The organism is Nitrosomonas halophila (genome assembly GCF_900107165.1).
Taxonomy (GTDB): Bacteria; Pseudomonadota; Gammaproteobacteria; order Burkholderiales; family Nitrosomonadaceae; genus Nitrosomonas; species Nitrosomonas halophila.
This window is the reverse complement of sequence record NZ_FNOY01000020.1, coordinates 21171-43682: the sequence shown is the minus strand read 5'-3', so window position 1 is coordinate 43682 and position 22512 is coordinate 21171. Positions and strand designations below refer to the sequence as shown.

Here is a 22512-nt window from a genome sequence, read left to right as displayed (position 1 = left end):
ATCAATATTTTAGGAAATAGTAGGAAGTTAGAAACGGTTGGGCAACCGCGCACGCTACTTGTCACACCGGGTATGTAATTGGTGCATGGCTGCCGCCAGATCGCCCTTGGCTATGAGTGGCCATACCCGCATGCTGCGATCGATAGCCTGCTCGATGTGTGACGCTTCTTCCTTCCTGGGAGGGTGCAGAACATAATCCACAACCGCATGCTTGTTTCCGGGATGACCGACACCGATCCGCAAACGCCAGAAAGACTGGCTTGATAGCTGAGCGATAATGCTTTTGAGGCCGTTATGTCCGCCTGCCCCGCCACCTGATTTCAGCTTGACAATCCCCGGTTCCAGATCCAGTTCGTCATGCACAATCAAGACTTGTTCAGGCGCTATCTTGTAAAACCGGCAGATGGCTGCCACGGCCAGACCGCTGGCATTCATGTAGGTCTGTGGTTTGAGTAGCCAGCATTCAGTATCGTCCTGGGTTGCACGCGCGCAGAGCCCATGAAATTTGGCTTCCACTCTGAACGATGCATGCAAGGTGTCGGCCAACTGGTCTAGCCAATGAAAGCCGACATTGTGGCGGGTGGCCGCGTATTTTTCGCCTGGATTGCCAAGTCCAACCACAATTCTGATGGGTGATTCCACTACCTGATTCGACCTTGGCAATAAATGACTGGATAAAGCGTGACTTGAACTTGCGGCACTCCCGGATGATCGGCCAGGCCAGTCTTCTCCGGGAGCTTAAACGGTTTAGGCGGATTCGGATTCCGATTCGCCGGCTGCGGCACCACCACGTGGCGCGATGAGGGAGGCGACTGGCTGATCGTCACCCTTGATCAGGGCTGGAATTTCGACCCGCTCGGGCAATTGCAGATCGCTGAAATGCAAAGTGCTGCCCGCGGTCATGTCTGACAAATCGACAGTGATGAACTCAGGCAGATCCTTGGGCAAGCAGGAGATATCGATTTCGTTCAGCACATGGCTGATCATGCCGCCAGACAATTTCACACCGGGAGCGATATCGCCATTGATGAAATGCAGCGGCACTTTCATATGGATTTTCTGGTTCTGATTGACCCGCTGGAAGTCGACATGCAGCACTTGTTGCTTGTACGGATGCATTTGCACGTCCCGCAACAATACCTGCTCGGATTGACCGTCAACATTGAGAGTCAAAATGGATGCGTGAAAGGCTTCCATTTTTAATTTATAAAACAGATCCTTGTGATCCAATTCGATCGGCTGGGCAGCGCCATCCCCTCCGTATACGACCCCGGGCAGCCTGCCTGCCGCGCGCATGCGGCGACTTGCTCCGGTTCCCTCTAACGTCCGCTTATTGGCACTTATTTCGATTTGCATTGCGTTCTCCTGAAAATGATTCATCCGCCACCGGATGAATCAAGAAATCATATAGGTTTATTCCATGAACAATGAACTCAACGAGCTTTCATTGCTTATTCTGAGCATTGACTCACCGAACAAGCTAGCCACGCTCAGCTGACTGATACGGTCACAGTTTGCCGCTTCTTCACTCAAGGGAATTGTATCGGTGACAACCAGCTTATCCAGACTGGAATTCTCAATTCGTGTCACTGCGTTGCCTGACAGCACCGGATGCGTCGCATAGGCAATCACGCTCAACGCCCCCTCCTCTTTCAAGGCTGCTGCAGCTTCGCACAAGGTGTTGGCGGTATCCACCATATCATCAATGATGACGCAGGTACGGCCTTTGACTTCACCGATGATGTTCATCACTATGGATTCATTCGGTTTGGGACGCCGTTTATCGATAATTGCCAGATCGCACTCCAGACGCTTGGCCATATGGCGCGCTCTCACCACCCCGCCTACATCGGGCGACACCACGATTAAATTTTCATAGTTATGCTTCCAGATATCACCGAGCAGAATCGGCATGCCGTAGATATTGTCCACGGGGATATCGAAAAATCCCTGGATCTGGTCGGAATGTAAATCCATGGTAAGCAGTCTATCCACGCCGACACTGGTCAGCATGTTCGCGACCACTTTGGCCGTGATGGCGACACGCGCCGAACGCGGCCGCCTGTCTTGCCGCGCGTAGCCAAAATAGGGAATGGCCGCTGTCACACGACCGGCCGAGGCGCGCTTCAAGGCATCCACGATTACCAATATCTCCATGAGGCTTTCGTTGGTGGGCGCACAGGTGGATTGCAGCACGAAAACATCGTTTCCCCGCACGTTCTCGAGTATCTCCACCATGATCTCACCATCGCTGAAACGTGCAACTTTCGCACGTCCAAGATTGATGCTCAGATGCTTGACCACATCCTGCGCGAGCTGTGGGTTGGCCGTGCCGGTAAACACCATCAAGCTGTCGTAAGCCATGAATAACTATTACCCCGGGATAAAAAAACAGTGCAGGTCGATATAATCGGTTGCATAACGCCAGCATTTGCTGCTGACAGATTACTACTGAGATCTGGCTGGGGAGGTAGGGATCGAACCTACGAATGCCGGAATCAAAATCCGGTGCCTTACCACTTGGCGACTCCCCAATATAAATTTTCCTAAAAATCCGACAATGGATGACTTGCAAGTCCCTGCACGACAAAACCACTCATCTCGCTGGGCATCTGCATGCATGCTTCCCGCGCACTGGGCTCGTCAGGAAACTCTGCAAATATACACGACCCTGATCCACTCATTGCAACTTTCGTCGCACCACGTCGCTGCCTTAACCACGCCAGCCAGCTGGCAACTACCGGTTGCATCCGCGCGACGACCGGTTCAAGATCGTTATGTCCCTGTCCGGTGGAAAAGGCCGCCATTTTGATCGGAATTGTGTCGCGTGTCAACTCCCGACTCGAAAAAACCTCGACTGTGGAGACATGCACAGGTGGAGTCAGTACCAGATACCAACAGGAAGGCAGGTCTACAGGCGTGAATATTTCGCCGATTCCTTCGGCAAACGCATTTCGGCCGTAAACAAATATCGGCACATCGGCGCCCAATTCCAATCCGAGCGTCATCAAATGTTCCCTGTCCCAGCCAATCTTCCATAACCGATTCAAGGCGATCAATGTCGTCGCGGCATCAGAGCTTCCGCCGCCCAGTCCGCCACCCATCGGAATCCGCTTCTCCAGATGAATGTCGACGCCCAGGGGACAGCCGCTCCGCTCCTGCAGCAGCTTGGCTGCACGCACGCATAAATTATCCTGGTCGGGCAGACCGGGCATGGGATTGGTTAACTTGATCAGCCCATCATCCCTGACAGTAAAAGTCAGCTGATCCGCGTAATCGATAAAACGAAAAACCGTTTGCAGCAGGTGGTAACCATCGTCGCGGCGTCCAATCACGTGCAGGAACAAGTTGAGCTTGGCTGGAGCTGGAAATGTATGCATAGCACGTTCACTGTTTTTTATTTTGCTGGGCGTGTGGCGTGTTCATTCTGCCATTGATCGACGACCAGTTTCATTTTCATATCCGCACGGGTGAATTCCAGCAATCGCGGCAAAGCGGATTGCGCTGCCTGTTCCGGATAATAATCCAAATAGGCGATCTGCCAGCCATCCTGGCGGATCGCGACGGTACGGTGATCGCGATCGGTATCCTTCTCGGCCACTGTCATCGGAAAATGCCGGCCACGCACCCAATATCGCAAGCCGGCAAGCGGCAGCTCCCAACCCAACACCTGTGCCGTGAGCTGCTCTGCCGTAGCCGCGCGATAAATTGCCGGTTCGGATGTCGTCAAGCGCACGCCGGTTCGATCGCGATAAATTTCGGCGACTACCTGACCTAGTGGAGAGAACAAATAAATTTCATCCTCATGTGCCGTATGCCGCCAACGTACACTGCCCGAGAATTTCTGCTGATCGGTTTTCACCGCCAGCCGGCCAACCAACATAAAAAAACGATCCATCGATTCTTGCTGCTCGAAAGCAGGCGGAATGATGGTCGCAGTGATGGCAGCAGGACGAATCTCCGGTCCGGCACAGCTGGTCAGTATCAGGCATACGCATAACCACTGCTGAATACGCCAGATCTTTTCGGCACAGAAACCGTGCATGCTGGACAGCTTGGCGATCGCTGCGTGCCCTGCGAACAACTTATCTATGATATCAATAAGCCAGGATGGTTGCCGGTTAAAGCGCATTTCCCGCTTCGGTCGCGGCATTACGGGTATGTTGCGCATCCGGCAACACAATATTCAATTCGAGTGTTTCCTGATTATCATCCTGCTCGAATTTGACGGAGATCGCATCCTGGTCCACCTCGACATATTTCCGAATCACCTGCATCAATTCTTCTTGCAGCTGCGGCAAATAGGACGGTTTATTGCGATAATAGCGCTCATGTGCAACGAGGATTTGCAGCCTTTCTTTTGCGACGGAAGCGGTTTTAGATTTAGATGATCTAAAATAATCCAGTAAGCTCATTATTTACCTCCGAACAGCTTTCTGAGGAACCCCTTTTTATTTTCAACAAAACGGTGCGGTCTTTTTTCGCCGAGGTATCGTGCCACGACATCTGCGTAAGCCTGACCGGCATCACTTTTCTCGTCCAGAATCACCGGAATTCCGGCATTGGAAGCATTCAGCACCGATTTCGATTCCGGTATGATGCCCAGCAAATGCAGGGACAGTATTTCCTGCACATCCTCCAGGCTCAGCATTTCACCCGATTCGACGCGGCTTGGGTCATAACGCGTCAACAACAAAAACTCCTTGATCGGATCCATGCGCAGCTCAGCCCGGCGCGACTTGCTTGCCAGGATTCCCAACATGCGATCCGAGTCCCGGACCGACGACACTTCCGGATTCGTCACCACAAATGCGTCGTCTGCGTAATACATGGCCAAGTTGGCACCCTTCTCAATACCGGCTGGCGAATCACAAACAATGTACTTGAAATCCTTGGAAAGCTCTTCCAGCACCCGGCCAACACCTTCCAGGGTCAATGCATCCTTATCGCGAGTCTGTGAGGCAGGCAGGATATAGAGCTGGTTACAATTCTTGTCCCGGATCAGAGCCTGGTTGAGATTTGCCTCGCCATTGATGACATTAACAAAATCATACACCACCCGGCGCTCACATCCCATGATCAAATCGAGATTGCGCAATCCGACATCGAAATCGATGACAGCGGTCTTATGTCCCCTTTTAGCCAGCCCCATGGCGATAGCCGCGCTGGTCGTGGTTTTTCCGACCCCACCCTTACCCGATGTTACAACGATGATTCTTGCCAATTGAATCTCCTTTCCCAGAAATAGTTTTTAATTGAGTTCCTCAACAATCAACGCTTGGTCCTGCAAATAAACTTGCAGCGGCTTTTTTTTGATACTTGCCTTCAAATCTTCGCTTGTCTTGTAAACCCCGGCAATCGAAACGAGCTCAGCCTGCAAATCGAGACAAAAAAGGCGTGCGGCGGTATTGCCCTGCACACCCGCCAGCGCCCGCCCTCTGAGGGTGTTGTAAACATGAATGTTGCCCTCCGCCATGATCTCCGCTCCGGCACTGACTTGCGACAGAATCACCAGGTCGCCGCCAGCGTAGATCCGCTGGCCCGAACGCACTGGCTGGGTAACAAGCATGGCTGGCGCATGTGACACCTCTTTGACAACCATGGCCTGGATCTCGGGCATGGCAGCAGGCGCGTTGCTCAGCTCCAGTCGCGCACTGCCACTACTGCGGCCAGAATCCACCGGAATCGACGATGCCAAAGCCAAGCGCGCCTGGGCATCGTTGCCGCCCCGGATACCCACAGGGCACAACCCTGATTGCCGCAGCAGCGCTATCAGTGCCGCGACATCGATTTCCTGGCCGTGCTCGTTCAATTCGGTCAAATCGAACAATACCGGAGAACTTTTGAAGAAATCGGGCGCACTGGCAATTTTTTCCTGTAGGTGCAGGGCGATTGCATGCATGTCATTGCTGTATAAAACCAGAACTGGTGCAAAGAAAGTACTGCTCCTGAATTCCAATACGGAAGATTGCAAACCATCCATGTGACAAGACTCTGAGCTGTCCGCAGAATCAATCATGCGGGTATGTATGGAAAAGTGGGATCAAGGTCCCGCGTTTGAAATAAAAGCCGTCATTATACCTTTCCATCCAATGGAATAAACTGCTTTAACCAAGAATCGGGCAAAATGCTTGCAGTGCAGTTGATAGCATAACGCACGCCGCGATGCTTGCAAATAATGCAGAAAAATTGCTGCCTGACAGCATGAAATTAAGTATGCTTCACCTATCTGCCAGTCAAGGAGGAAAGCATGAAATCCCATTCACTTTTACTCTGCTTGATCCTGCTCGGCGCCTGCTCCGGCCCCTCACCGAGAATCCGGGATTTTCCTGCAGAGCCCGCCCCTTATACACTCATCAGCCAGGCAAGCGATACCTACATAGACACCCAACTGCGCTGGGGCGGCACCGTTATCGATGTGGAGAACGAAATCGATTCCAGTCTCATGCAAGTGCTTTTCTATCCGCTCGATGCCAATGGCTATCCGCAAACCGATGAACCCAGCCAGGGGCGGTTTGCGATCGAAACCAGCAAGTTTCTGGATCCGGCAATTTTTGTCAAGGATGCGGAAATCACTGTTGCCGGATCGGTAAAAGGCGAAATCGAACGCCTGGTTGGACATAAACCCGTACGTATGCCGCTCATCGAGGCAGAGGCGATTTGCCTATGGCCAAAGGCATACCGGGGAAGAAGATATTACGATGAGGCCATCTTCCGCTATGTTCCGGATCCCTATTTTGGCGGCTATTGCGGCCCTTACGGCTATTGGTGGTGATCGCCCAACTGGCAGTTTCGGCAGCCTGGTTGTCAGGACAATTTCGAATCATGGCATCAATCAAGAGACATCTGCTACGGTTTCGCCAATGCGCAAATTCCCTTGGGGCATACTCGCGCAAGAATTAAGCTTGAGATTGATTGTCAAACCTTGCACACAGAATGGCTGCCGAGTGTCGATGCCTGCAGGGCAAGTTTTTAAGTACCATCTAAAATAATCACTTAGTGTGTCTGTGCGCACGCGCGCTCTACATCCGTACTGGATGAATGGATGAAGCGGATCGGCCGCATGACTACTCGGCCAATTTAATTGGCGCCACCCACCTTGGAGGAAAGCATGAAATCCTACTTGCTTTTGTTCTGCCTGATATGGCTCGCTGCATGCACCAGCATGCCGCCAGCCATCAAAGATTTCCCAGCAATGGATATTCCTTATCAGCTTGTCAGTCAGGATATCGATGCCTACAAGGATACCCCGCTACGCTGGGGCGGCACGGTTATCGACGTGGAGAACGAAACGGATTCCAGTCTTGTACAGGTGCTTTTTTACCCGCTGGATCGCAACGGTTACCCCCAAATCAACCAAACCAGCGATGGCCGGTTCGCCGTTGAGACCAGTGAATTCGTGGATCCGGCGATCTTTACCGAAGATGCAGAAATCACGGTTACAGGTACCTTGAAAGGGGAAATCGAACGGATGGTCGGCAACAAGATCATACGCATTCCGCTGGTGTCTGCTGCCGCGATTTATCTATGGCCCAAGGATTATCGGGGAAGACGCTATGTTGGGGATCAAAGATATCGCTATCCACCCCCCTATCCCTACTTCGGTTATTATGGCCATCCTTTCTTTTACCGGGGCTTTTATGGCCCCTATGGGTATTGGTGGTAGGCATCAGTTGAGTCACTGTCAGATTGCCGCTCAATTGCACATCCAGCGTCACACAACCCGCACCGGCAAGGAACTAATACAAGCCAGGCCCAAATGCTGATAGTATGAGCCTCCTAACCCAGCCGTATAACCACTGTCACCCGGAATGCTGACTCCGGTATCCATCAGATGCCAGCGCAAACTGTACTGCCCTGTGAAAAAAATGCCAAACACCCACAATAGCTTTTTTCGAACTCAGCGAGATATACATAATCAAGAGGCGCTGCATCGCCCATTGCCAAGCATCCCGCACTATCAGCGCAGCGCAGCGCGATCGCTCACCCCATGCCCGCAGCAAATATCGTTAACGACTTATGTGGAAGCTCTTAAACTCATTCACAATCCTCATCCTGGCTTTTACTGCAGCCAGCATCGCCCTGGCCTACTTTGCGATCGAGCAGCAGCCCCGAATCGAAAGAGAAATTCTCGTCACACCAGAACATATTGCACGCGCCAAGCAGCTGCTTGATACGCATCGCTATCAGGTCCATGCGGGCAAGTCAGTAACAGCCAAATTTCAGCCAGATGATCTGGATATCGCCCTCAATTATCTGGCACATCATTTCGCGCAGGGACGCGCCAGGACAACCGTACAGGATCAAAGCGCACTGATCCAATTGAGTCTGCCCGTGCCGGTAGGGAATACCCGCAGTTTTCTCAATGTTCAGGCAGTTGTGGCAGCAGCCAATGGCCGCCCCATGCTGAAATCGGTGCAGATTGGCCAATTGCCCGTACCGGATGCGCTTGCCGACCTGCTGATATCACAGCTTCTGACCCGGTTACAAAAAAGCAGCCCGGATGTCCGCGCAGCGCTGGAAGCCTTCCGAAAATTACAAATCTCCCGCAATGGCATCGCCATCACATACTACTGGGAAGGCTGGAGAACCGATCAATCCGCTTATTCTTCACTGAGCGCCCCGCTTTTCAATCAACAACAGCTGGATCGGTTGTTCCGCTATCATCATTTCCTGAATGAGCGCAACCGTCATCAGGCAGGACAGTCGATGCCGCTTTCCGAACTGCTGACGGCCCTCATGCAGGAAACCGTCCGCCACACCGCATCAACGAATATTGTAGAAGAGGTCCGTGCCGCAGTATTGGTGGCCGCGTTCCATGTGCTGCAGTTTCCACTCAGATCAGTCATCCCAGAGACAGCCAGCTGGCCCAATCCCGTCAGAATCCGAGTCACGCTGGATGGACGGGCAGATTTTGCCATGCACTTCATGGCTTCTGCCGCAATTACCGCCTATACGGACACCATCTTGTCCGATGCAATTGGCCTCTACAAGGAACTGGAAGATGCCCGCTCCGGCAGCGGATTCTCATTCAACGATATCGCCGCCAACCGTTCGGGTACCCGTTTTGCCGAGAAAATACTGGCTAACCCAACTGCAGCACAGGCCATGCGCAACAAAATACTGTCGGGGATAGAGGATACCGATCTCATCCCCTATTGGTCGGATCTGCCCGAACATATGTCTGAGAGCACCTTCAGAACACACTTCGGGGGCATAGGCAGCCCGCAATATATTGAAATGATGGACAAAATAGAGCGACGTGTGGCTTCACTGAGATTGCTGCACTGAATCCATGCCCGGTCCAAAACGGCATGCTAGCAGATATACAAGACCCCACTCATAAAGAGGTTGATAATTGAGTGGAAAAACCACTAACATTAGCCGCCAAAATCACACTTTCCCAAAATGAAAAAACATCATTGCGCGCATCGTAACGAAAATTTGACCCCTTCTGGCAAGCAGCGCAGAAAACTGCTCCATTTGGCAACATTAGGCGCTGGCGTCAGCCTGTTCACAGTCCCAACGGGCGTCCGGCAAGCGCATGCCAGCGGCAAAGCGAAAACTTTGCTGTTAAGCTGCATGGATTATCGTTTAATGGATGAAATTGAACGCTATATGCTGCGCAAAGGCCTATATCATAATTATGACCACATCGTGCTGGCGGGTGCCTCGCTGGGCGCAATCACCGAGAAATATCCTGCATGGACCAGAACCTTCTGGGACCACCTGGATCTTTCGGTCACACTGCATGACATCCATACCGTTATCGTAATGGATCATCGTGATTGCGGTGCCTACAAAATGCTGCTGGGTGAGGATTATTCCTCGGATGTGGAGAAAGAAACGGCTGTGCACACCACCAATCTCATGCATCTCAAAAAAATGATCAATGAGAAGTATCCTCAGATTGAAGTTGAAACATTGCTGATGGATTTGAAAGGTGAAGTAGAAGTCATCCTGGATACATCCATAGGACAAGAAGCGACCCAACCAGACGAAATAGAATCGGCGTACTGATCCAATCAAGCAGCTGACCATACAACGCAAACTGGAATCAGCCCTTATCAGTCAGAATCGCCCCCCTGATATTGCTGGATTAAAATTCCTTGACCACAAAAAAGGTAATATCGGTGCCGCCCCGTTTATTGTCTCTGATCACGTTGAGATTATGCGTCATATCCACAACCAGCATGGAATCCCCCAGAAAGCCGGTGGCCACACGCCCCCCGACTGCGCTGTAGAACGTATCCTTGCGCTTGAATTCGCCATCGACGTTGCGCACTGGATCGAGCCATGCAAGCGTACCATGCAAACTCAGATAACTGAAAAAAATTGGCTCCCAGCGGTATTCCGTATTGGCAATCAGGTAGTGCTCAGGATAAAACTCCCAGACCGAAGCACCGGGCAATACCGGAATGCCAGTCGACGAAAAATCCCAGCCCATCGGATTCACCCCGCCACCGATCCTTTGTGCCGAGAAACGATCCAGGTTGTTGCCAGTGCCAACATGGACGGTACCCAGCAGGCGATGCCGGTCGCTGTCTATGAACGGCACTCCACCCGCCGCCAGCGCATAGGCATCGAATCTGACATGATCGCGGGTATTGCCCGCCCTGTGCTGGATGCCATCCAGCCCCCAGTCGCGCCAATTCAAACGATGACCATAAACAAAGTTGGCACCGGTAGCAAAACCCTGATGCGCCAGCCAAAGCACATTCCGCTCCAGCGCATCGTATTTAATCTCCAGCCGTGTACCGAGCTCTACCGTATCACTGGGTGTCACTAAATTATCAGCTGCTTTGCGACTTCTTTTGAAATAGAGAAAGCCTGGCTCAAAATAGAGATTGACCATAAATATGTTGTCATTGTAGCCAGGCGAAATCTGTTCTCGATACCCGATACCTGCACTCCACTGCAAGCGCCCCCAGTACATTTCTTCATCACGGACCCGCTTGCCATCGACTATCTCGCTTAACGGCGCAGGCGGTGTAAAGTTGCGGAATGCGAGCGCATATTGATAATTCCCCCAGTCGGGCAATTGCTCGCCGTAAAAGATATCGTTATAGACACCGGCAACATTTGCATAAAACAACTGGCTTTCTTTTGGCTGACGCCAGAAATAGAGGCTACCGATCGGAAATATAGTCCGGTCATCCGGTTCATGCATATTGTATTGCAGCCCCAGCATCCAGGCATCGACTGATCGCCGGTCACGGCTCTCGACCACGATTTCTTCGCCAAAAATCTCGGTTCTGAAGCCTTCGCCAGCGCGTGGCGTACGATACACTTTGGCATCCCGATCAAGATAGGGCAGCGCCTGTTCATTGGGAAAACTGATGGCAGAATGCGTAGCTGAATTCCGATCCTGTTCGGCCAGCCCCAATTGCGCAACAAGCATCAGACTGGAAAACAAGGCAAACCGCAAAAAATGGTGTTGCATATTTTGGCAATAGTCTGTCATCTTCATCCACTCCGAAAATTCATTTAAAAATGCTCAGCTGTGAAAATACCCACAATCCGACTACAATATCCAGGTTGGCCGATTTTATAAAATTCTCCGATCCTGACAATCCTGAAACCCGCCCTCAAGACATTCGACGCCACGTAACCCCGGTACAAATGGCCACCTTACTCCACTCAGCGCTTCAACTGCGCGCGTCATGATCAGTTTTAGGTCACTTGTATCTAAAATGGCGCACTATTTTAGCATTCCGCGCAGAATTGCTCGACAATCTGTTGTTTTATTTCAACACCAAGGACTCGTTAACAGCCAGAACTGGTCAAACTCAAATCAGTCAGTGACATCCGGCCCGGTGAGCTGCCTGCTAAGGTCGGTGACTCTCATTCCAAATAGATAGATCGATTCAATAAGATATCCCTTTGCCGCCAGTCGGGAAGATACTGACGCATCAACGCTTTAAAACGTGAATTATGCCGCCGTTCGTGAAAATGGACCAGCTCATGAACGAGCACATATTCGATACATGCGATGGATTTTTTAGCAAGCTCGAGACTCAACCAAATGCGCCTGGCGGTGGGGTTGCAGCTTCCCCATCGGGTTCGCATGTGTTTGATCCGCCATTCCGCGACCTGTACCCCTACCGCAGCCTGCCACTTGGCCAGCAGTGGTGGAATCAATACTTGCAGTTGCGCCCGATACCAGCGCAATAAAATCAGTTTGCGCTGCTCTCTGCCAGCTCCCGGCCGGACATACAGCGCAAGCTGATCCGGCTTGCGCAATATAACGCCATGCTGGCGCGTCCGCTCATGCACCCGTAGCGCATAGCATTGCCCAAGAAAATGATGGCGCTCACCGTCTACCATTGCCTGTGCATTTACAGCGGGCCGCGTTGTGAATGCTGCCTGCCGCCGTTTGATCCATGCCAGCTTGCCGATGACCATCATGCGAATGGCTTCATCGCTGGCTATCGATGGCACCACTGCCCGCACCCGTCCATCAGGTGGATCAAGGTAGAGATACATGTGCTTGATCGGCTTGCGCACAACCTCCACCATCATGCCGGTTACGCTCAAATAGCTGACGACTGCCTGTTCAGCAAAGCTCATTGCGGCGCCCGCCTGTCAGAACGGCAGCTGCTGCCAGATGCGATCGATTCTGGCCTTGACCTGTGCATCCATCTCAATCGTCCGCCCCCATTCGCGCGCGGTCTCGCCCGGCCATTTGTTGGTCGCATCCAGGCCCATTTTGCCCCCCAGGCCAGAAACCGGGCTGGCAAAATCGAGATAATCGATCGGCGTATTCTCGACGATTAGAGTATCCCGCGCGGGATCAACCCGGGTCGTAATCGCCCAGATGACTTCTTTCCAGTCCCGGATATCGATATCGTCATCTGTCACGATGATGAACTTGGTGTACATGAACTGCCGCAGAAAACTCCAGACACCGAACATGACACGCTTGGCATGGCCAGCATACTGTTTTTTCATGCTCACTACTGCCAGCCGGTAGGAACAACCTTCCGGCGGCAGGTAGAAATCGACAATTTCAGTAAATTGTCTCTGCAGCAACGGTACGAAAACTTCATTCAGCGCCACACCGAGGATGGCAGGCTCATCTGGCGGTTTGCCGGTATAGGTGGAATGATAGATCGGGTCGCGGCGCATGGTCATGCGTTCGACCGTGAACACAGGGAAGGTTTCCTGTTCATTATAGTAGCCGGTATGATCGCCGAAAGGCCCTTCCACAGCGGTTTCCTCAGGATGGATATAACCCTCCAGCACAATCTCGGCACTTGCCGGGACCTGCAGATCATGTGTCAGGCACTGAGTTACCTCGGTTCTCGCACCGCGCAGCAGGCCGGCGAACTGGTATTCGCTCAGACTATCCGGAACCGGTGTCACGGCACCGAGAATCGTAGCCGGGTCCGCACCCAACGCGACCGCAACCGGATAGGGTTTACCGGGATGGACCATGCAGAAATCACGGAAATCCAGCGCACCACCCCGATGGGCCAGCCAGCGCATGATCACTTTGTTCGGCGCGATCACCTGCTGGCGGTAAATCCCCAGATTCTGACGAGCCTTGTGCGGACCGCGGGTCACTGTCAGCCCCCAGGTAATCAGCGGCCCGGCATCATCCGGCCAACAGGTCTGGATGGGCAAGCGGCTCAAATCAACGGCCTCCCCCTCCCAGACCACCTCCTGACAGGGCGCATGAGAGACCTGTTTGGGCGCCATGTTCAGCACTTGCTTGAGCACTGGCAGCTTGTCCCAGGCATCGCGCAGACCTTTCGGCGGATCGGGCTCCTTGAGATAGGCAAGCAACTTGCCCACTTCGCGCAAGGCGGCAACAGAGGTCTGGCCCATGCCCAGCGCGACCCGTTCGGGCGTGCCGAACAGATTGCCCAAGACTGGGATCGTGTGCTGAGTGGGCTGTTCAAACAGTACCGCGGGGCCCGCCTGCTTGAGCAGACGGTCACAAATTTCAGTCATTTCCAGGCGGGGGTCGATTTCCGTCTTGACCCGCTTCAATTCTCCGCGCTGTTCGAGCTGCGCCAGAAAATCGCGTAAATCTTTATATTTCATGGATAGTTAGATAATCTAAATGGAAAACGCAACGAACAGCTAGGAGGCTGTCCGGCAAAAGCCTGGATAACTTGGGACAGGCCGAATCGCCCAATGCCGGTCCTCGCAAGCCAGCGCCCCCTCGTCATGCTGTGATATGGCGCGTGAGAATACAATCACATGCAGCACCACTTACCGGCCGATCCCGGATAGAGTATCCAGCAAAATGCCGATAAAAACCGTCGCACCGATCCAATTATTATGCAAAAACGCTTGAAAGCAACGGGCGGGTTCTCGCTCGCGAACCAGGTGATACTGATGAATGATCAAACCCAGCACGACCAGCAGCGCGGCATAGTACAAAATCCCCCGCTGCAAGAGCCCGCCCGCAAACACCAGGATACTGACAAAAGCAACGTGACACAGCACGATGCCTGCCACATCGAAACGTCCCAGCGTGATAGCGGAAGTTTTGATGCCGATTTTGAGATCATCCTCCCGGTCGGCCATCGCGTATTGTGTGTCGTAAGCAATCACCCAGCAGAGATTGGCCAGCATCAACAACCAGACAATAGGCGGTACGGCATTGGTCTGGGCGGCAAACGCCATGGGCATTCCGATACTGAACGCCAACCCGAGATACGCTTGCGGCATGGCAAAGAAACGCTTGGTGAAAGGATAGGAAGCTGCCAGGAGCAGCGCGCACACGGATAGCCCGATCGTGAGCCAATTGAGCGGCAGAATCAACAGGAATGCGCATAAGCTCAACCCAGCGGCCACCCACAACGCTTCCTTCGGTTGCACCAGACCGGTTGCCAGCGGCCGCTGCCGGGTACGCGCGACATGCGGATCAATGTGCCGATCGGCAAAGTCATTGATGGCACAACCTGCGGAGCGCATCAGGACCGTTCCCAGCACAAAAATCGCCAGTATCATCAAATCCGGCCAGCCATCAACCGCCAGCCACAAGGCCCAGAGCGTCGGCCATAGCAACAACAAAATACCAATCGGTTTATCCAATCGAATCAGTTGGTAATACGCAAATAATTTTTCTTTGAATGTCATAATAATTTTTAAAAAATGGGCTGTGATTGGAACAAGCAAACTGCGAATCGAGCATGCCCAGGAGGCGTCCTAGACTCATTCTGCAGCTCTCAGTTGCCGAATCGCGGGCAAAAATACCTCCGTCACGAGCAATGGCTGATCTTGCAGGGTAAACAGCGAACGCCTGGCCCACAGACTCATCGGCCGATCAGACAACTGCTCGCAAGCCCGTGCAAATAGCGGATGGTGTGGCTTCAGTTGCTTATACTCGAAGGGCGTGCGGCGGATCAACGGATTGGTGAACAGCATGGTACCGAGCGACTGGTTGCCCAGGCGGCTCAATCCGCGCCATGCGCCTTGCAAATGCGCCGGTTTCACCACCGAATGCGCGAAGACAACCGGCATATCGTCGCAGCGCAGGTACACTTCTCGCACCAGTGCCCGCACCCCCCAACGCAGATTCATGATCGCCAGTTCATCGATGCATGCGGCAGCCAGCGCTTGAAATACCGGCTCGACACGGAAATGCTCACTATGCGCTTGCAGCAGGCGCGTCAGCGAATCGCGGTGGCGCAACCACCAGCGGATATCGACAGGCGCACACACTGGCGCAGGGTGCCATGCCGAGGGCGCATTGACCTTCATTACGTTAAAAACCTGAAAGACGGAAAGATCGACCGAAGCATACTCGATCTACAAAAAAGCATTCAGCGCGTTATCTGCGATGACAAAGGATTTCAGAAGCCCCGCTTGACCGCTAGTCGACATGGCTAAGCTGCTATGATGGAGAGGATAAATTGTTGTGCTTGAATTCATTCTAAGGGCTCGTTAATGAATAACTTGAGCATACGCTGGGGTCGCTTTTGGCGCAGACCAAGACGCAAGACACACCGTTGTGTCATTCACAACCAGTGGCTTGCAACGCCGGTATGCGCCAAAAGCGACCCCAGCCCGAAGGGTTGTTGCGTATTCGGGCATCTGCGGCGTTGCGAGGCTTGCGAATGGAACGACCATTCGGCTTCGCCTCGCGCCTTGCATCTTTCCCGAATACGTAACAACGTATGCCCAAGTTATTCATTAACGAGCCCTAAGATTGATTACACTGTCGCGCGTGCTGCCTTACGCTGGCAAGCAACGCCTCTTTGCTGAACGGCTTGGCCAGGTGACCATCGGAGCCGACGATTCTGCAACGCGCCTGATCGAACAACCCGCTTTTGGCGGCAAGCAGCACAATTGGGATTGACCGGTATTTTGGGTGACGCTTGATCAGCATGCAGGCCTGATAACCATCCAAGCGCGGCATGACGCTATCCAGAAAAATAACGTCGGGTCGGCCATCGATGATCTTTGCCATCGCGTCAAACCCATCTGTGGCAAGCATCGCCTCACAACCGGATTGTCCAAGAAAAATTTCGGCGTCTCGACGGATAGTGCTGCTGTCATCGACCACCAAGACTTTAATTCCCGCCAAATCATCGCATTCACTCACAGCCATCCCTCACTCTGCCATCCTTCCTGGCCAAGTTCTCTATCAGAACAACGAAAAACCCTCTCGTTGATGCCAATGGCCCTATGATAACGCATAATCCAGAAAACCTCAGACAGACGCAGGCCGGAATCCGCGCAAAGCAGAGGGATATGACGCGGCATGGCAAGGCAGCCATGCGCTGCATCAACGGGCTGTCAGCAGCTTCCTTCCAGAACTAGGAAGCTGACCACTTGGCCACCAGCTGCCGCAGGAATTTCCACTTTCTCCGGCGGTCTGGCCGCCACCGCTGCCTACTTGCGCCAGAAGGCAATGGTAAAAACGATCAACAATGTATAAAACTCGAGCCTGCCCAGTAACATGGCAAAACTGCACAACCAAATCTGGAAATCGTTCAACGAAACATAGGTTGAAGCGGGGCCAATTTCGCCCATGCCTGGCCCAAGATTATTCAGGCAGGCAATTGCCGCCGAAAAAGCCGTCATGCCATCCAAGCCGCTCAAAGTCAGCGTCAAAGTCATCAAAACCATGCTTGCTGCATAAACGAACAAATAGGCCAGAACGGCAAAAATAATCTTGTGGGAAATCACGTTGCGTCCGATCTTGACCGGAGAAACCGCGCGCGGATGCATGATGGTAATCATTTCCCGGAAAAACTGTTTGTAGAGTATCCGCACCCTGATCATTTTGATCCCCCCGCCGGTCGATCCCGAGGAGGTGCTGAAACCCGACAGAAACATCATCCACAGCGGTGCGAAAATGGGCCAGACAGCGTAATCAGTATTACTGTAGCCAGTGGTTGTAGCCACCGAAACCACATTGAAGGCGGCAAAACGCAACGCCATCAGCGGCTCCTCGTAAACCCCCTCACTCCACAGGTAAACAGCCAGACCCGCACAACTGCCAAGCACGATCAGAAAAAAAAGCTTCGCTTCCGGATCAACCCGGTAAAAAGAAAAACTTTTAGTTCGCCAGACCATGAAATGGGTGGCGAAATTGATCCCCGCCAGCAGCATGAACACAATCGCGATCGCCTCGATCAGTGGAGAATCCCAGTAGCCATAGCTGGCATCATGCGAGGAAAATCCGCCCAGCCCCAAAGTGGTGAAGGCGTGCATGACCGCATCGAACTCACTCATCCCGGCTGACCAGTAGGCGATAATACAAAGCAGCGTCAGCGCGGCATAAACCAGCCATAAACCCTTGGCGGTCTCGGCTATGCGCGGGGTCAACTTGGATTCTTTCATCGGGCCCGGAATCTCCGCCTTGAATAGCTGTCTGCCACCCACCCCCAACATCGGCAGAATCGCGACCGCCAGGACGATCAATCCCATCCCGCCCAGCCAGATCATGAGGCCACGCCATAAATTGATGGCATGAGGCAGCGAATCAAGACCGGTCAGAACCGTTCCCCCGGTCGCGGTCAATCCGGAAGCCGCCTCGAAATATGACTTGGCGATGCCCAGCTCCGGAAAATACGCCAGAAAAGGCAACATGCCAAACAACGGCAATGACAGCCAAACCAATACCACCAGCAGAAAACCGTCACGGATCTGTAATTCGCGCTTGAAAGGACGGGTCATCAGCCAAATGGCCGCACCGCATCCCAGGGTGATCAGCAATGCGTCCCGAAAAACGTCCAGAGAGCCGTCCTCCAGCCAATAGGCCACGCCATAAGGGATCAGCATGGTCAGGCCAAAGACCAGAATCATCTTGCCCAATACGTTGGCGACCGCAAGAAAATGAGTCATAACTGATGCTGCTTACAAAAATGCCACATTGACCTGAAACAGCTTCTCGACCTGACGGATCATTTTCTTGTTGACCACAAACATGATCACGTGATCATCCTGTTCAATCACCGTGTCATGATGCGCCACAATCACTTGGGCCTGATTCCATCGTTCGGAGATATGCTTTTTCTCCTCCTCGGGCAAGTCCTGGCGGTAGGCGTCGCCAGGCGGAAGACCGCGGACAATCGCGCCAATCGTGGCCCCTTTGGGCAGCTTGATATCCTCGATTTTCTTGCCGACCACATTCGACGAACTGGCATCGCCATGCGCGACCAGCTCCAGCGCTTCGGCAGCGCCTCGCCGCAAGCTGTGCACCACGACCACATCCCCCTGCCGGACATAGGCCAGCAATGAGCCGATGGTCACCTGCGCAGGCGAAATTGCAATATCGATCCCACTGCTTTGCATCAGATCCACGTAGATGCCGCGATTGATGAGCGCAATCACCTTGCGCGCGCCCATGCGCTTAGCCATCAGGGCTGCCATGATATTGTTCTCATCGTCATTGGTCAGCGCGCAAAATACATCCATCTCGCTGATGTTCTCGCTTTCGAGCAATTCCTCGTCGGTGACATCGCCATGCAATATCAGCACATTGTGCAAATCCTGCGCCAGCGACTCACAGGTTTTGCCATTATATTCAATGATGCGCACCTGATAACTGTGCTGCAGCGCCTCGGCCAGCCGCCTGCCGACCTTGCCACCGCCCGCGATCATCACACGCCTGGCAGGCTTGTCCATGCTGCGCAATTCGCTCATGACAATACGGATATCACGGGAAGAGGCGATGAAGAAGACCTCGTCCCCGGCCTCGACCACAGTACTGCCCTCGGGGATGATCGGACGATCACGACGAAAGATGGCGGCTACCCGGGTCTCCACATTCGGCACATGCTGACGCAATTCCTGCAGCTGCTGACCAACCAACGGGCCGCCGTAAAAGGCCTTGACGGCCACCAGGCTGACCTTACCAGAAGCGAAGTCGAGCACCTGCAGGGCTTCCGGAAACTCGATCAGTTTTTCAATATATCCGGTCAGGATTTGTTCAGGACAAATCGCAAAATCAACGCAAAAATTCTCCTTGGAAAAGATCTCGGGATGATCCAGATAATTAGTAGCCCGGATCCGGGCAATTTTGGTGGGGGTGTTGAACAGACTTGCCGCCAGCTTGCAGGCAACCATATTGGTTTCATCACTGCCAGTTACCGCCAGGATCATGTCGGCATCGTCGGCACCAGCCTGCCCCATGGTAGCAGGATGAGAAGCATTTCCGGCCACGGTGCGCAAATCCATCCGATCCTGCAACAGGCTCAGTTTGCTCGCCGACAGATCAACCATGGTAATATCATTGGCTTCGCCAACCAGACTCTCCGCCACGGTTGAACCTACCCGGCCCGCCCCCAGAATGATGATCTTCAATACCAGTCTCCAATCCTTGAGTAATAGCAATAACCTTAAACCATGGCGCCTGCCTTCGCCAGCGAACCAGGGAAACGCCGAGTCATACCGTTGCCATCGTTACGGCTGCCGTAACGATTCCCGGTACCCCATACACAATGATCAAGCAAGGAAGCAGCGCTGATCCGGTGCACGGAATGCGCACCGGTTTGCTGGTACGATATGTCGACGCCCACAAAGCGCGCAGTAAACCATATAAACACGAGCCAGGCAATACAGCCATGTTACGTGGCTCAGCCCGCCCATCCGGGATTTCCAGGCTCATGAACGGCCAGTCATCACGCCTGACCTGCAACACAAGGTGCCTGGAGGAAATACGAATCAGGATTGATGTGATCGCACCCAATCACGCCATTGGTTGAACAATTCTTGGTCGAGTGCCGCAATGACTGAACGGCGCCACGGCTGACCAGACCAGTAATCATCCTTATCCAATGCGCACCGGTGGCCACCCGCTTCCTCGAGGATCAGGCACCCGGCGGCATAATCCCAGGGTTTTTGCCCGCCATGCAGATACAAATCAAAATAGCCGGCAGCGGTATAGCACCACTCAAGCGCGCAGGCACCGAAATTACGCTGGGAAGCATAGGGATGTCCTGCCACAACCGCCTCGGCCAGCTTACGATTCAGCCGTTTGAAATCGACATTGGCAATCGCATTGCGCAATGGAATTTTGCGCTTGGATAGCGGCAGCGGCTTTCCATTCAGAAAAGCGCCTTTACCCCGTTCCGCGTAGAACAGCTCGTCAGTGGCAGGGTTATATACCACGCCCAGCACACTTCTGCCCTCACGCAACAAGGCAACCGAGGTGGCAAAAAAAGGCAGGCCATTCATGAAATTGGAAGTGCCATCGAGGGGATCGATGGCCCAAACGCCATCCTGACCCGCTTCCCATTGTTCGTGCTGCTGCAATCCAGTCATTTCCTCGCCGATCATGGCAGCAGGACAAATCCTATGCAGCCTCTCCAGCAAACTGGTTTGCGCTGCCATGTCGGCTTCGGTGTAAAAACTGCCGTCTTCCTTGTAAATCCGCTCGACCTGCAAGTAACGCGGCATGATTTCCTGGTGCGCCACCTCTTTCACTGCTGCAATGACTTGCTCCAGCATACTCAATCGGCTCGCCACTTGATCGAGCAGCCAATGCTGGGAATTTGCTCTCGAGGCCCCTGACCAGTCCTGGCCACCTCCACCATCGCTTCAAATAAATCGCGGCGCACATCGGCTGGTGCGGCTTCCTTGCGGGAAGCATCCAGCCGGCCGCGATACTGCAATGCCAGTTGGCTGTTGAAACCGAAGAAGTCGGGTGTGCACACGGCGCCATATGCCTTGGCAACGGCCTGCGTTTCATCCCAGACATAGGGGAAAGGGTACCCGTATTGCTGGGCTATCTTGGCCATGTTGTCAAACGAATCTTCCGGATAGTCCGCCGGATCATTCGACATGATGGCAATGGTACCAATTCCATGTCCAGCAAGCTCCTTGACATCGCGGATGATCCGGTCCCGAATGGCTTTGACGTAAGGACAGTGGTTGCAGATAAACATCACCAGGAGCCCATTCTCGCCGCGTGCCGCAGCCAGGTCATAGCGTTTGCCATCCACGCCAGGAAGATCGAAATCCACTGCTTGCCAGCCAAAATTACAAACTGGTGTTTCCAGACTCGCCATATCGTCAATCACTCCTTTTCCATTAAATGATTCTAGGAGACTGTCCGAAAATAGACTGATCTACTGCGGATGAACCTGCCAGGCTGGATTTTTCGATCCTTTTCGTTGAATAGAACAACTATTCGCCTCAAATGATCTAAAAATCCCGCTCAGCCAGCTTCGCCCTCGCTACGATCGCTATTCTCGGACAGCCTCCCAGCTTTGTTATATTATCATGGAAATGTTTACAAACTTTTGATCGCCCATTATTAAAACCATCCATCCCGCATGACAGCACGCTTTTTCCACCCTCAACCCATGCAGCCGGGCGAGCTGGTCATGTTACGCAGTGATACCAGCCATCATGCCACACAGGTCCTGCGCTTGCAGCAGGGTGATCCAGTCATTCTTTTCAATGGCGAGGGCGGAGAATTCTCCGGCCACTTGGCGCAGATCAGGAAAACGGCATGCCTGGTCCAGATCGACCGTTTTTCAGATGTGACGCGCGAATCCCACTTGCTTATTGAGTTGGCTCAGGCAATCTGCACCAACGAAAAAATGGATTGGATCATTCAGAAAGCAGTCGAACAAGGCGTGACCCGCATACAACCTCTGACGACACGGCGCAGCGTCGTCCGCTTGAGCGGTGAACGTGCCGACAAACGCCAGCGCCATTGGCAGCGGGTCATCATTTCCGCCTGTGAGCAGTGTGGCCGGAACAGTGTTCCCGAATTGTTGCCGTTGCTGTCACTGTCTCAGTGGTTCGAACAGAAATTTGCCCAACAGACAGAAACGGGCGAGCGACCGCGTCATCACCTGATGCTCTCGCCAGCGGCCAATCATCGCCTGGCCGACTTGCCTCCACCTCAACCCCATGAATGTCTTGCCCTGCTGGTGGGGCCGGAAGGGGGATTCACCAGCGAAGAAATGGATGCAGCACATACGATCGGTTTCGAGCCGATTCGACTGGGCAAACGCATCCTGCGCACCGAAAGCGCGGCCCTGGTAGCCATTGCCGCAGCCCAAACCCTGTGGGGCGACTATTGATTCTCACACA

The 22512-nt window shown here is 53.2% G+C and carries 24 protein-coding genes and 1 tRNA gene; 5 read left to right on the top strand and 20 right to left on the bottom strand.

Annotation, left to right across the window (positions count from 1 at the left end):
- Positions 1–54: 54 nt before the first annotated feature.
- The 9 genes from pth to minC form a co-directional block, all read right to left on the bottom strand.
- Positions 55–642, bottom strand: coding sequence for an aminoacyl-tRNA hydrolase (pth, locus tag BLV85_RS06735; RefSeq protein WP_090413552.1), 588 nt, complete (start codon positions 640–642; stop codon positions 55–57).
- A 105-nt stretch (positions 643–747) separates the two neighbouring features.
- Positions 748–1356, bottom strand: a complete 609-nt coding sequence (locus tag BLV85_RS06730) for a 50S ribosomal protein L25/general stress protein Ctc (protein ID WP_090413551.1) — start codon at positions 1354–1356, stop codon at positions 748–750.
- A 57-nt stretch (positions 1357–1413) separates the two neighbouring features.
- Entirely contained in the window at positions 1414–2364 is a 951-nt protein-coding gene (locus BLV85_RS06725; RefSeq protein ID WP_090413549.1) for a ribose-phosphate pyrophosphokinase, read from the bottom strand.
- Between the two features lie 95 nt (positions 2365–2459).
- Positions 2460–2534 (bottom strand) — tRNA-Gln (locus tag BLV85_RS06720).
- A 12-nt stretch (positions 2535–2546) separates the two neighbouring features.
- Entirely contained in the window at positions 2547–3380 is an 834-nt protein-coding gene (ispE, locus tag BLV85_RS06715; protein ID WP_090413548.1) for a 4-(cytidine 5'-diphospho)-2-C-methyl-D-erythritol kinase, read from the bottom strand.
- A 17-nt stretch (positions 3381–3397) separates the two neighbouring features.
- On the bottom strand, positions 3398–4153 hold the full coding sequence (lolB, locus tag BLV85_RS06710; protein WP_245725112.1) for a lipoprotein insertase outer membrane protein LolB: 756 nt from the start codon (positions 4151–4153) through the stop codon (positions 3398–3400).
- The gene (minE, locus tag BLV85_RS06705; RefSeq protein ID WP_090413547.1) at positions 4122–4415 is read right to left on the bottom strand and encodes a cell division topological specificity factor MinE; all 294 of its coding nucleotides are present in this window, start codon (positions 4413–4415) and stop codon (positions 4122–4124) included. Before minE ends, lolB begins: the two co-directional genes overlap by 32 nt.
- Positions 4415–5224 carry a septum site-determining protein MinD gene (gene minD, locus BLV85_RS06700; protein WP_090413545.1) on the bottom strand — a complete coding sequence of 270 codons (810 nt, stop codon included), beginning with the start codon at positions 5222–5224 and terminating at the stop codon, positions 4415–4417. The genes minE and minD overlap by 1 nt, the downstream gene beginning before the upstream one ends.
- 27 nt (positions 5225–5251) lie before the next feature.
- Positions 5252–5983 carry a septum site-determining protein MinC gene (gene minC, locus BLV85_RS06695; protein ID WP_090413542.1) on the bottom strand — a complete coding sequence of 244 codons (732 nt, stop codon included), beginning with the start codon at positions 5981–5983 and terminating at the stop codon, positions 5252–5254.
- A 267-nt stretch (positions 5984–6250) separates the two neighbouring features.
- On the opposite strand from minC, the gene BLV85_RS06690 reads away from it, so the two are divergent.
- The 4 genes from BLV85_RS06690 (at position 6251) to BLV85_RS06670 (ending at position 10020) form a co-directional block, all read left to right on the top strand.
- On the top strand, positions 6251–6775 hold the full coding sequence (locus tag BLV85_RS06690; protein ID WP_090413540.1) for a Slp family lipoprotein: 525 nt from the start codon (positions 6251–6253) through the stop codon (positions 6773–6775).
- Positions 6776–7111: 336 nt separating this feature from the next.
- Positions 7112–7666 carry a Slp family lipoprotein gene (locus BLV85_RS06685; protein WP_090413538.1) on the top strand — a complete coding sequence of 185 codons (555 nt, stop codon included), beginning with the start codon at positions 7112–7114 and terminating at the stop codon, positions 7664–7666.
- 353 nt (positions 7667–8019) lie between these two features.
- Positions 8020–9291, top strand: coding sequence for a YfiM family lipoprotein (locus tag BLV85_RS06675; RefSeq protein WP_090413531.1), 1272 nt, complete (start codon positions 8020–8022; stop codon positions 9289–9291).
- A 117-nt stretch (positions 9292–9408) separates the two neighbouring features.
- Positions 9409–10020, top strand: a complete 612-nt coding sequence (locus BLV85_RS06670; protein WP_090413528.1) for a carbonic anhydrase — start codon at positions 9409–9411, stop codon at positions 10018–10020.
- A gap of 79 nt (positions 10021–10099) precedes the next feature.
- Here the strand turns inward: BLV85_RS06670 and BLV85_RS06665 are convergent, their stop codons facing one another.
- The 11 genes from BLV85_RS06665 to BLV85_RS06620 form a co-directional block, all read right to left on the bottom strand.
- Positions 10100–11443, bottom strand: a complete 1344-nt coding sequence (locus tag BLV85_RS06665) for a hypothetical protein (protein ID WP_176973958.1) — start codon at positions 11441–11443, stop codon at positions 10100–10102.
- 401 nt (positions 11444–11844) lie between these two features.
- On the bottom strand, positions 11845–12570 hold the full coding sequence (locus tag BLV85_RS06660) for a M48 family metallopeptidase (RefSeq protein ID WP_090413522.1): 726 nt from the start codon (positions 12568–12570) through the stop codon (positions 11845–11847).
- A 15-nt stretch (positions 12571–12585) separates the two neighbouring features.
- Positions 12586–14049 (bottom strand): 4-hydroxy-3-polyprenylbenzoate decarboxylase, encoded by a 1464-nt coding sequence (gene ubiD / locus BLV85_RS06655; RefSeq protein ID WP_090413519.1) that lies wholly within the window; start codon positions 14047–14049, stop codon positions 12586–12588.
- A 171-nt stretch (positions 14050–14220) separates the two neighbouring features.
- Entirely contained in the window at positions 14221–15093 is an 873-nt protein-coding gene (ubiA, locus tag BLV85_RS06650; RefSeq protein ID WP_090413517.1) for a 4-hydroxybenzoate octaprenyltransferase, read from the bottom strand.
- A gap of 75 nt (positions 15094–15168) precedes the next feature.
- On the bottom strand, positions 15169–15717 hold the full coding sequence (locus BLV85_RS06645; protein WP_090413516.1) for a chorismate--pyruvate lyase family protein: 549 nt from the start codon (positions 15715–15717) through the stop codon (positions 15169–15171).
- Positions 15718–16159: 442 nt separating this feature from the next.
- On the bottom strand, positions 16160–16567 hold the full coding sequence (locus tag BLV85_RS06640) for a response regulator (protein WP_090413514.1): 408 nt from the start codon (positions 16565–16567) through the stop codon (positions 16160–16162).
- A 284-nt stretch (positions 16568–16851) separates the two neighbouring features.
- Positions 16852–18309 (bottom strand): TrkH family potassium uptake protein, encoded by a 1458-nt coding sequence (locus BLV85_RS06635; protein WP_090413512.1) that lies wholly within the window; start codon positions 18307–18309, stop codon positions 16852–16854.
- Positions 18310–18321: 12 nt separating this feature from the next.
- Positions 18322–19770: a Trk system potassium transporter TrkA gene (gene trkA, locus BLV85_RS06630; RefSeq protein ID WP_090413510.1), complete on the bottom strand. Its 1449-nt coding sequence runs from the start codon at positions 19768–19770 to the stop codon at positions 18322–18324.
- A gap of 35 nt (positions 19771–19805) precedes the next feature.
- Positions 19806–20012: a hypothetical protein gene (locus BLV85_RS15155; protein ID WP_176973957.1), complete on the bottom strand. Its 207-nt coding sequence runs from the start codon at positions 20010–20012 to the stop codon at positions 19806–19808.
- Positions 20013–20130: 118 nt separating this feature from the next.
- On the bottom strand, positions 20131–20916 hold the full coding sequence (locus BLV85_RS06625; protein WP_090413508.1) for an inositol monophosphatase family protein: 786 nt from the start codon (positions 20914–20916) through the stop codon (positions 20131–20133).
- 2 nt (positions 20917–20918) lie between these two features.
- Entirely contained in the window at positions 20919–21476 is a 558-nt protein-coding gene (locus tag BLV85_RS06620; protein WP_090413506.1) for a thioredoxin family protein, read from the bottom strand.
- A gap of 267 nt (positions 21477–21743) precedes the next feature.
- On the opposite strand from BLV85_RS06620, the gene BLV85_RS06615 reads away from it, so the two are divergent.
- A complete protein-coding gene (locus BLV85_RS06615) occupies positions 21744–22502 on the top strand; it encodes a 16S rRNA (uracil(1498)-N(3))-methyltransferase (protein ID WP_090413504.1) in 759 nt (252 codons plus the stop codon).
- Positions 22503–22512: the final 10 nt, after the last annotated feature.

Coding starts and splice junctions, on each gene's coding strand:
- BLV85_RS06645 (WP_090413516.1), bottom strand. CDS start 15,717: ATGAAGGTCAATGCGCCCTCGGCATGGCACCCTGCGCCAGTGTGTGCG.
- BLV85_RS06665 (WP_176973958.1), bottom strand. CDS start 11,443: ATGCAACACCATTTTTTGCGGTTTGCCTTGTTTTCCAGTCTGATGCTT.
- BLV85_RS06690 (WP_090413540.1), top strand. CDS start 6,251: ATGAAATCCCATTCACTTTTACTCTGCTTGATCCTGCTCGGCGCCTGC.
- BLV85_RS06660 (WP_090413522.1), bottom strand. CDS start 12,570: ATGAGCTTTGCTGAACAGGCAGTCGTCAGCTATTTGAGCGTAACCGGC.
- ispE (WP_090413548.1), bottom strand. CDS start 3,380: ATGCATACATTTCCAGCTCCAGCCAAGCTCAACTTGTTCCTGCACGTG.
- BLV85_RS06675 (WP_090413531.1), top strand. CDS start 8,020: ATGTGGAAGCTCTTAAACTCATTCACAATCCTCATCCTGGCTTTTACT.
- BLV85_RS06640 (WP_090413514.1), bottom strand. CDS start 16,567: ATGGCTGTGAGTGAATGCGATGATTTGGCGGGAATTAAAGTCTTGGTG.
- lolB (WP_245725112.1), bottom strand. CDS start 4,153: ATGCCGCGACCGAAGCGGGAAATGCGCTTTAACCGGCAACCATCCTGG.
- ubiD (WP_090413519.1), bottom strand. CDS start 14,049: ATGAAATATAAAGATTTACGCGATTTTCTGGCGCAGCTCGAACAGCGC.
- minE (WP_090413547.1), bottom strand. CDS start 4,415: ATGAGCTTACTGGATTATTTTAGATCATCTAAATCTAAAACCGCTTCC.
- BLV85_RS06615 (WP_090413504.1), top strand. CDS start 21,744: ATGACAGCACGCTTTTTCCACCCTCAACCCATGCAGCCGGGCGAGCTG.
- minC (WP_090413542.1), bottom strand. CDS start 5,983: ATGGATGGTTTGCAATCTTCCGTATTGGAATTCAGGAGCAGTACTTTC.
- BLV85_RS06725 (WP_090413549.1), bottom strand. CDS start 2,364: ATGGCTTACGACAGCTTGATGGTGTTTACCGGCACGGCCAACCCACAG.
- BLV85_RS06625 (WP_090413508.1), bottom strand. CDS start 20,916: ATGCTGGAGCAAGTCATTGCAGCAGTGAAAGAGGTGGCGCACCAGGAA.
- ubiA (WP_090413517.1), bottom strand. CDS start 15,093: ATGACATTCAAAGAAAAATTATTTGCGTATTACCAACTGATTCGATTG.
- BLV85_RS06730 (WP_090413551.1), bottom strand. CDS start 1,356: ATGCAAATCGAAATAAGTGCCAATAAGCGGACGTTAGAGGGAACCGGA.
- BLV85_RS06685 (WP_090413538.1), top strand. CDS start 7,112: ATGAAATCCTACTTGCTTTTGTTCTGCCTGATATGGCTCGCTGCATGC.
- BLV85_RS06635 (WP_090413512.1), bottom strand. CDS start 18,309: ATGACTCATTTTCTTGCGGTCGCCAACGTATTGGGCAAGATGATTCTG.
- BLV85_RS06670 (WP_090413528.1), top strand. CDS start 9,409: ATGAAAAAACATCATTGCGCGCATCGTAACGAAAATTTGACCCCTTCT.
- BLV85_RS06620 (WP_090413506.1), bottom strand. CDS start 21,476: ATGGCGAGTCTGGAAACACCAGTTTGTAATTTTGGCTGGCAAGCAGTG.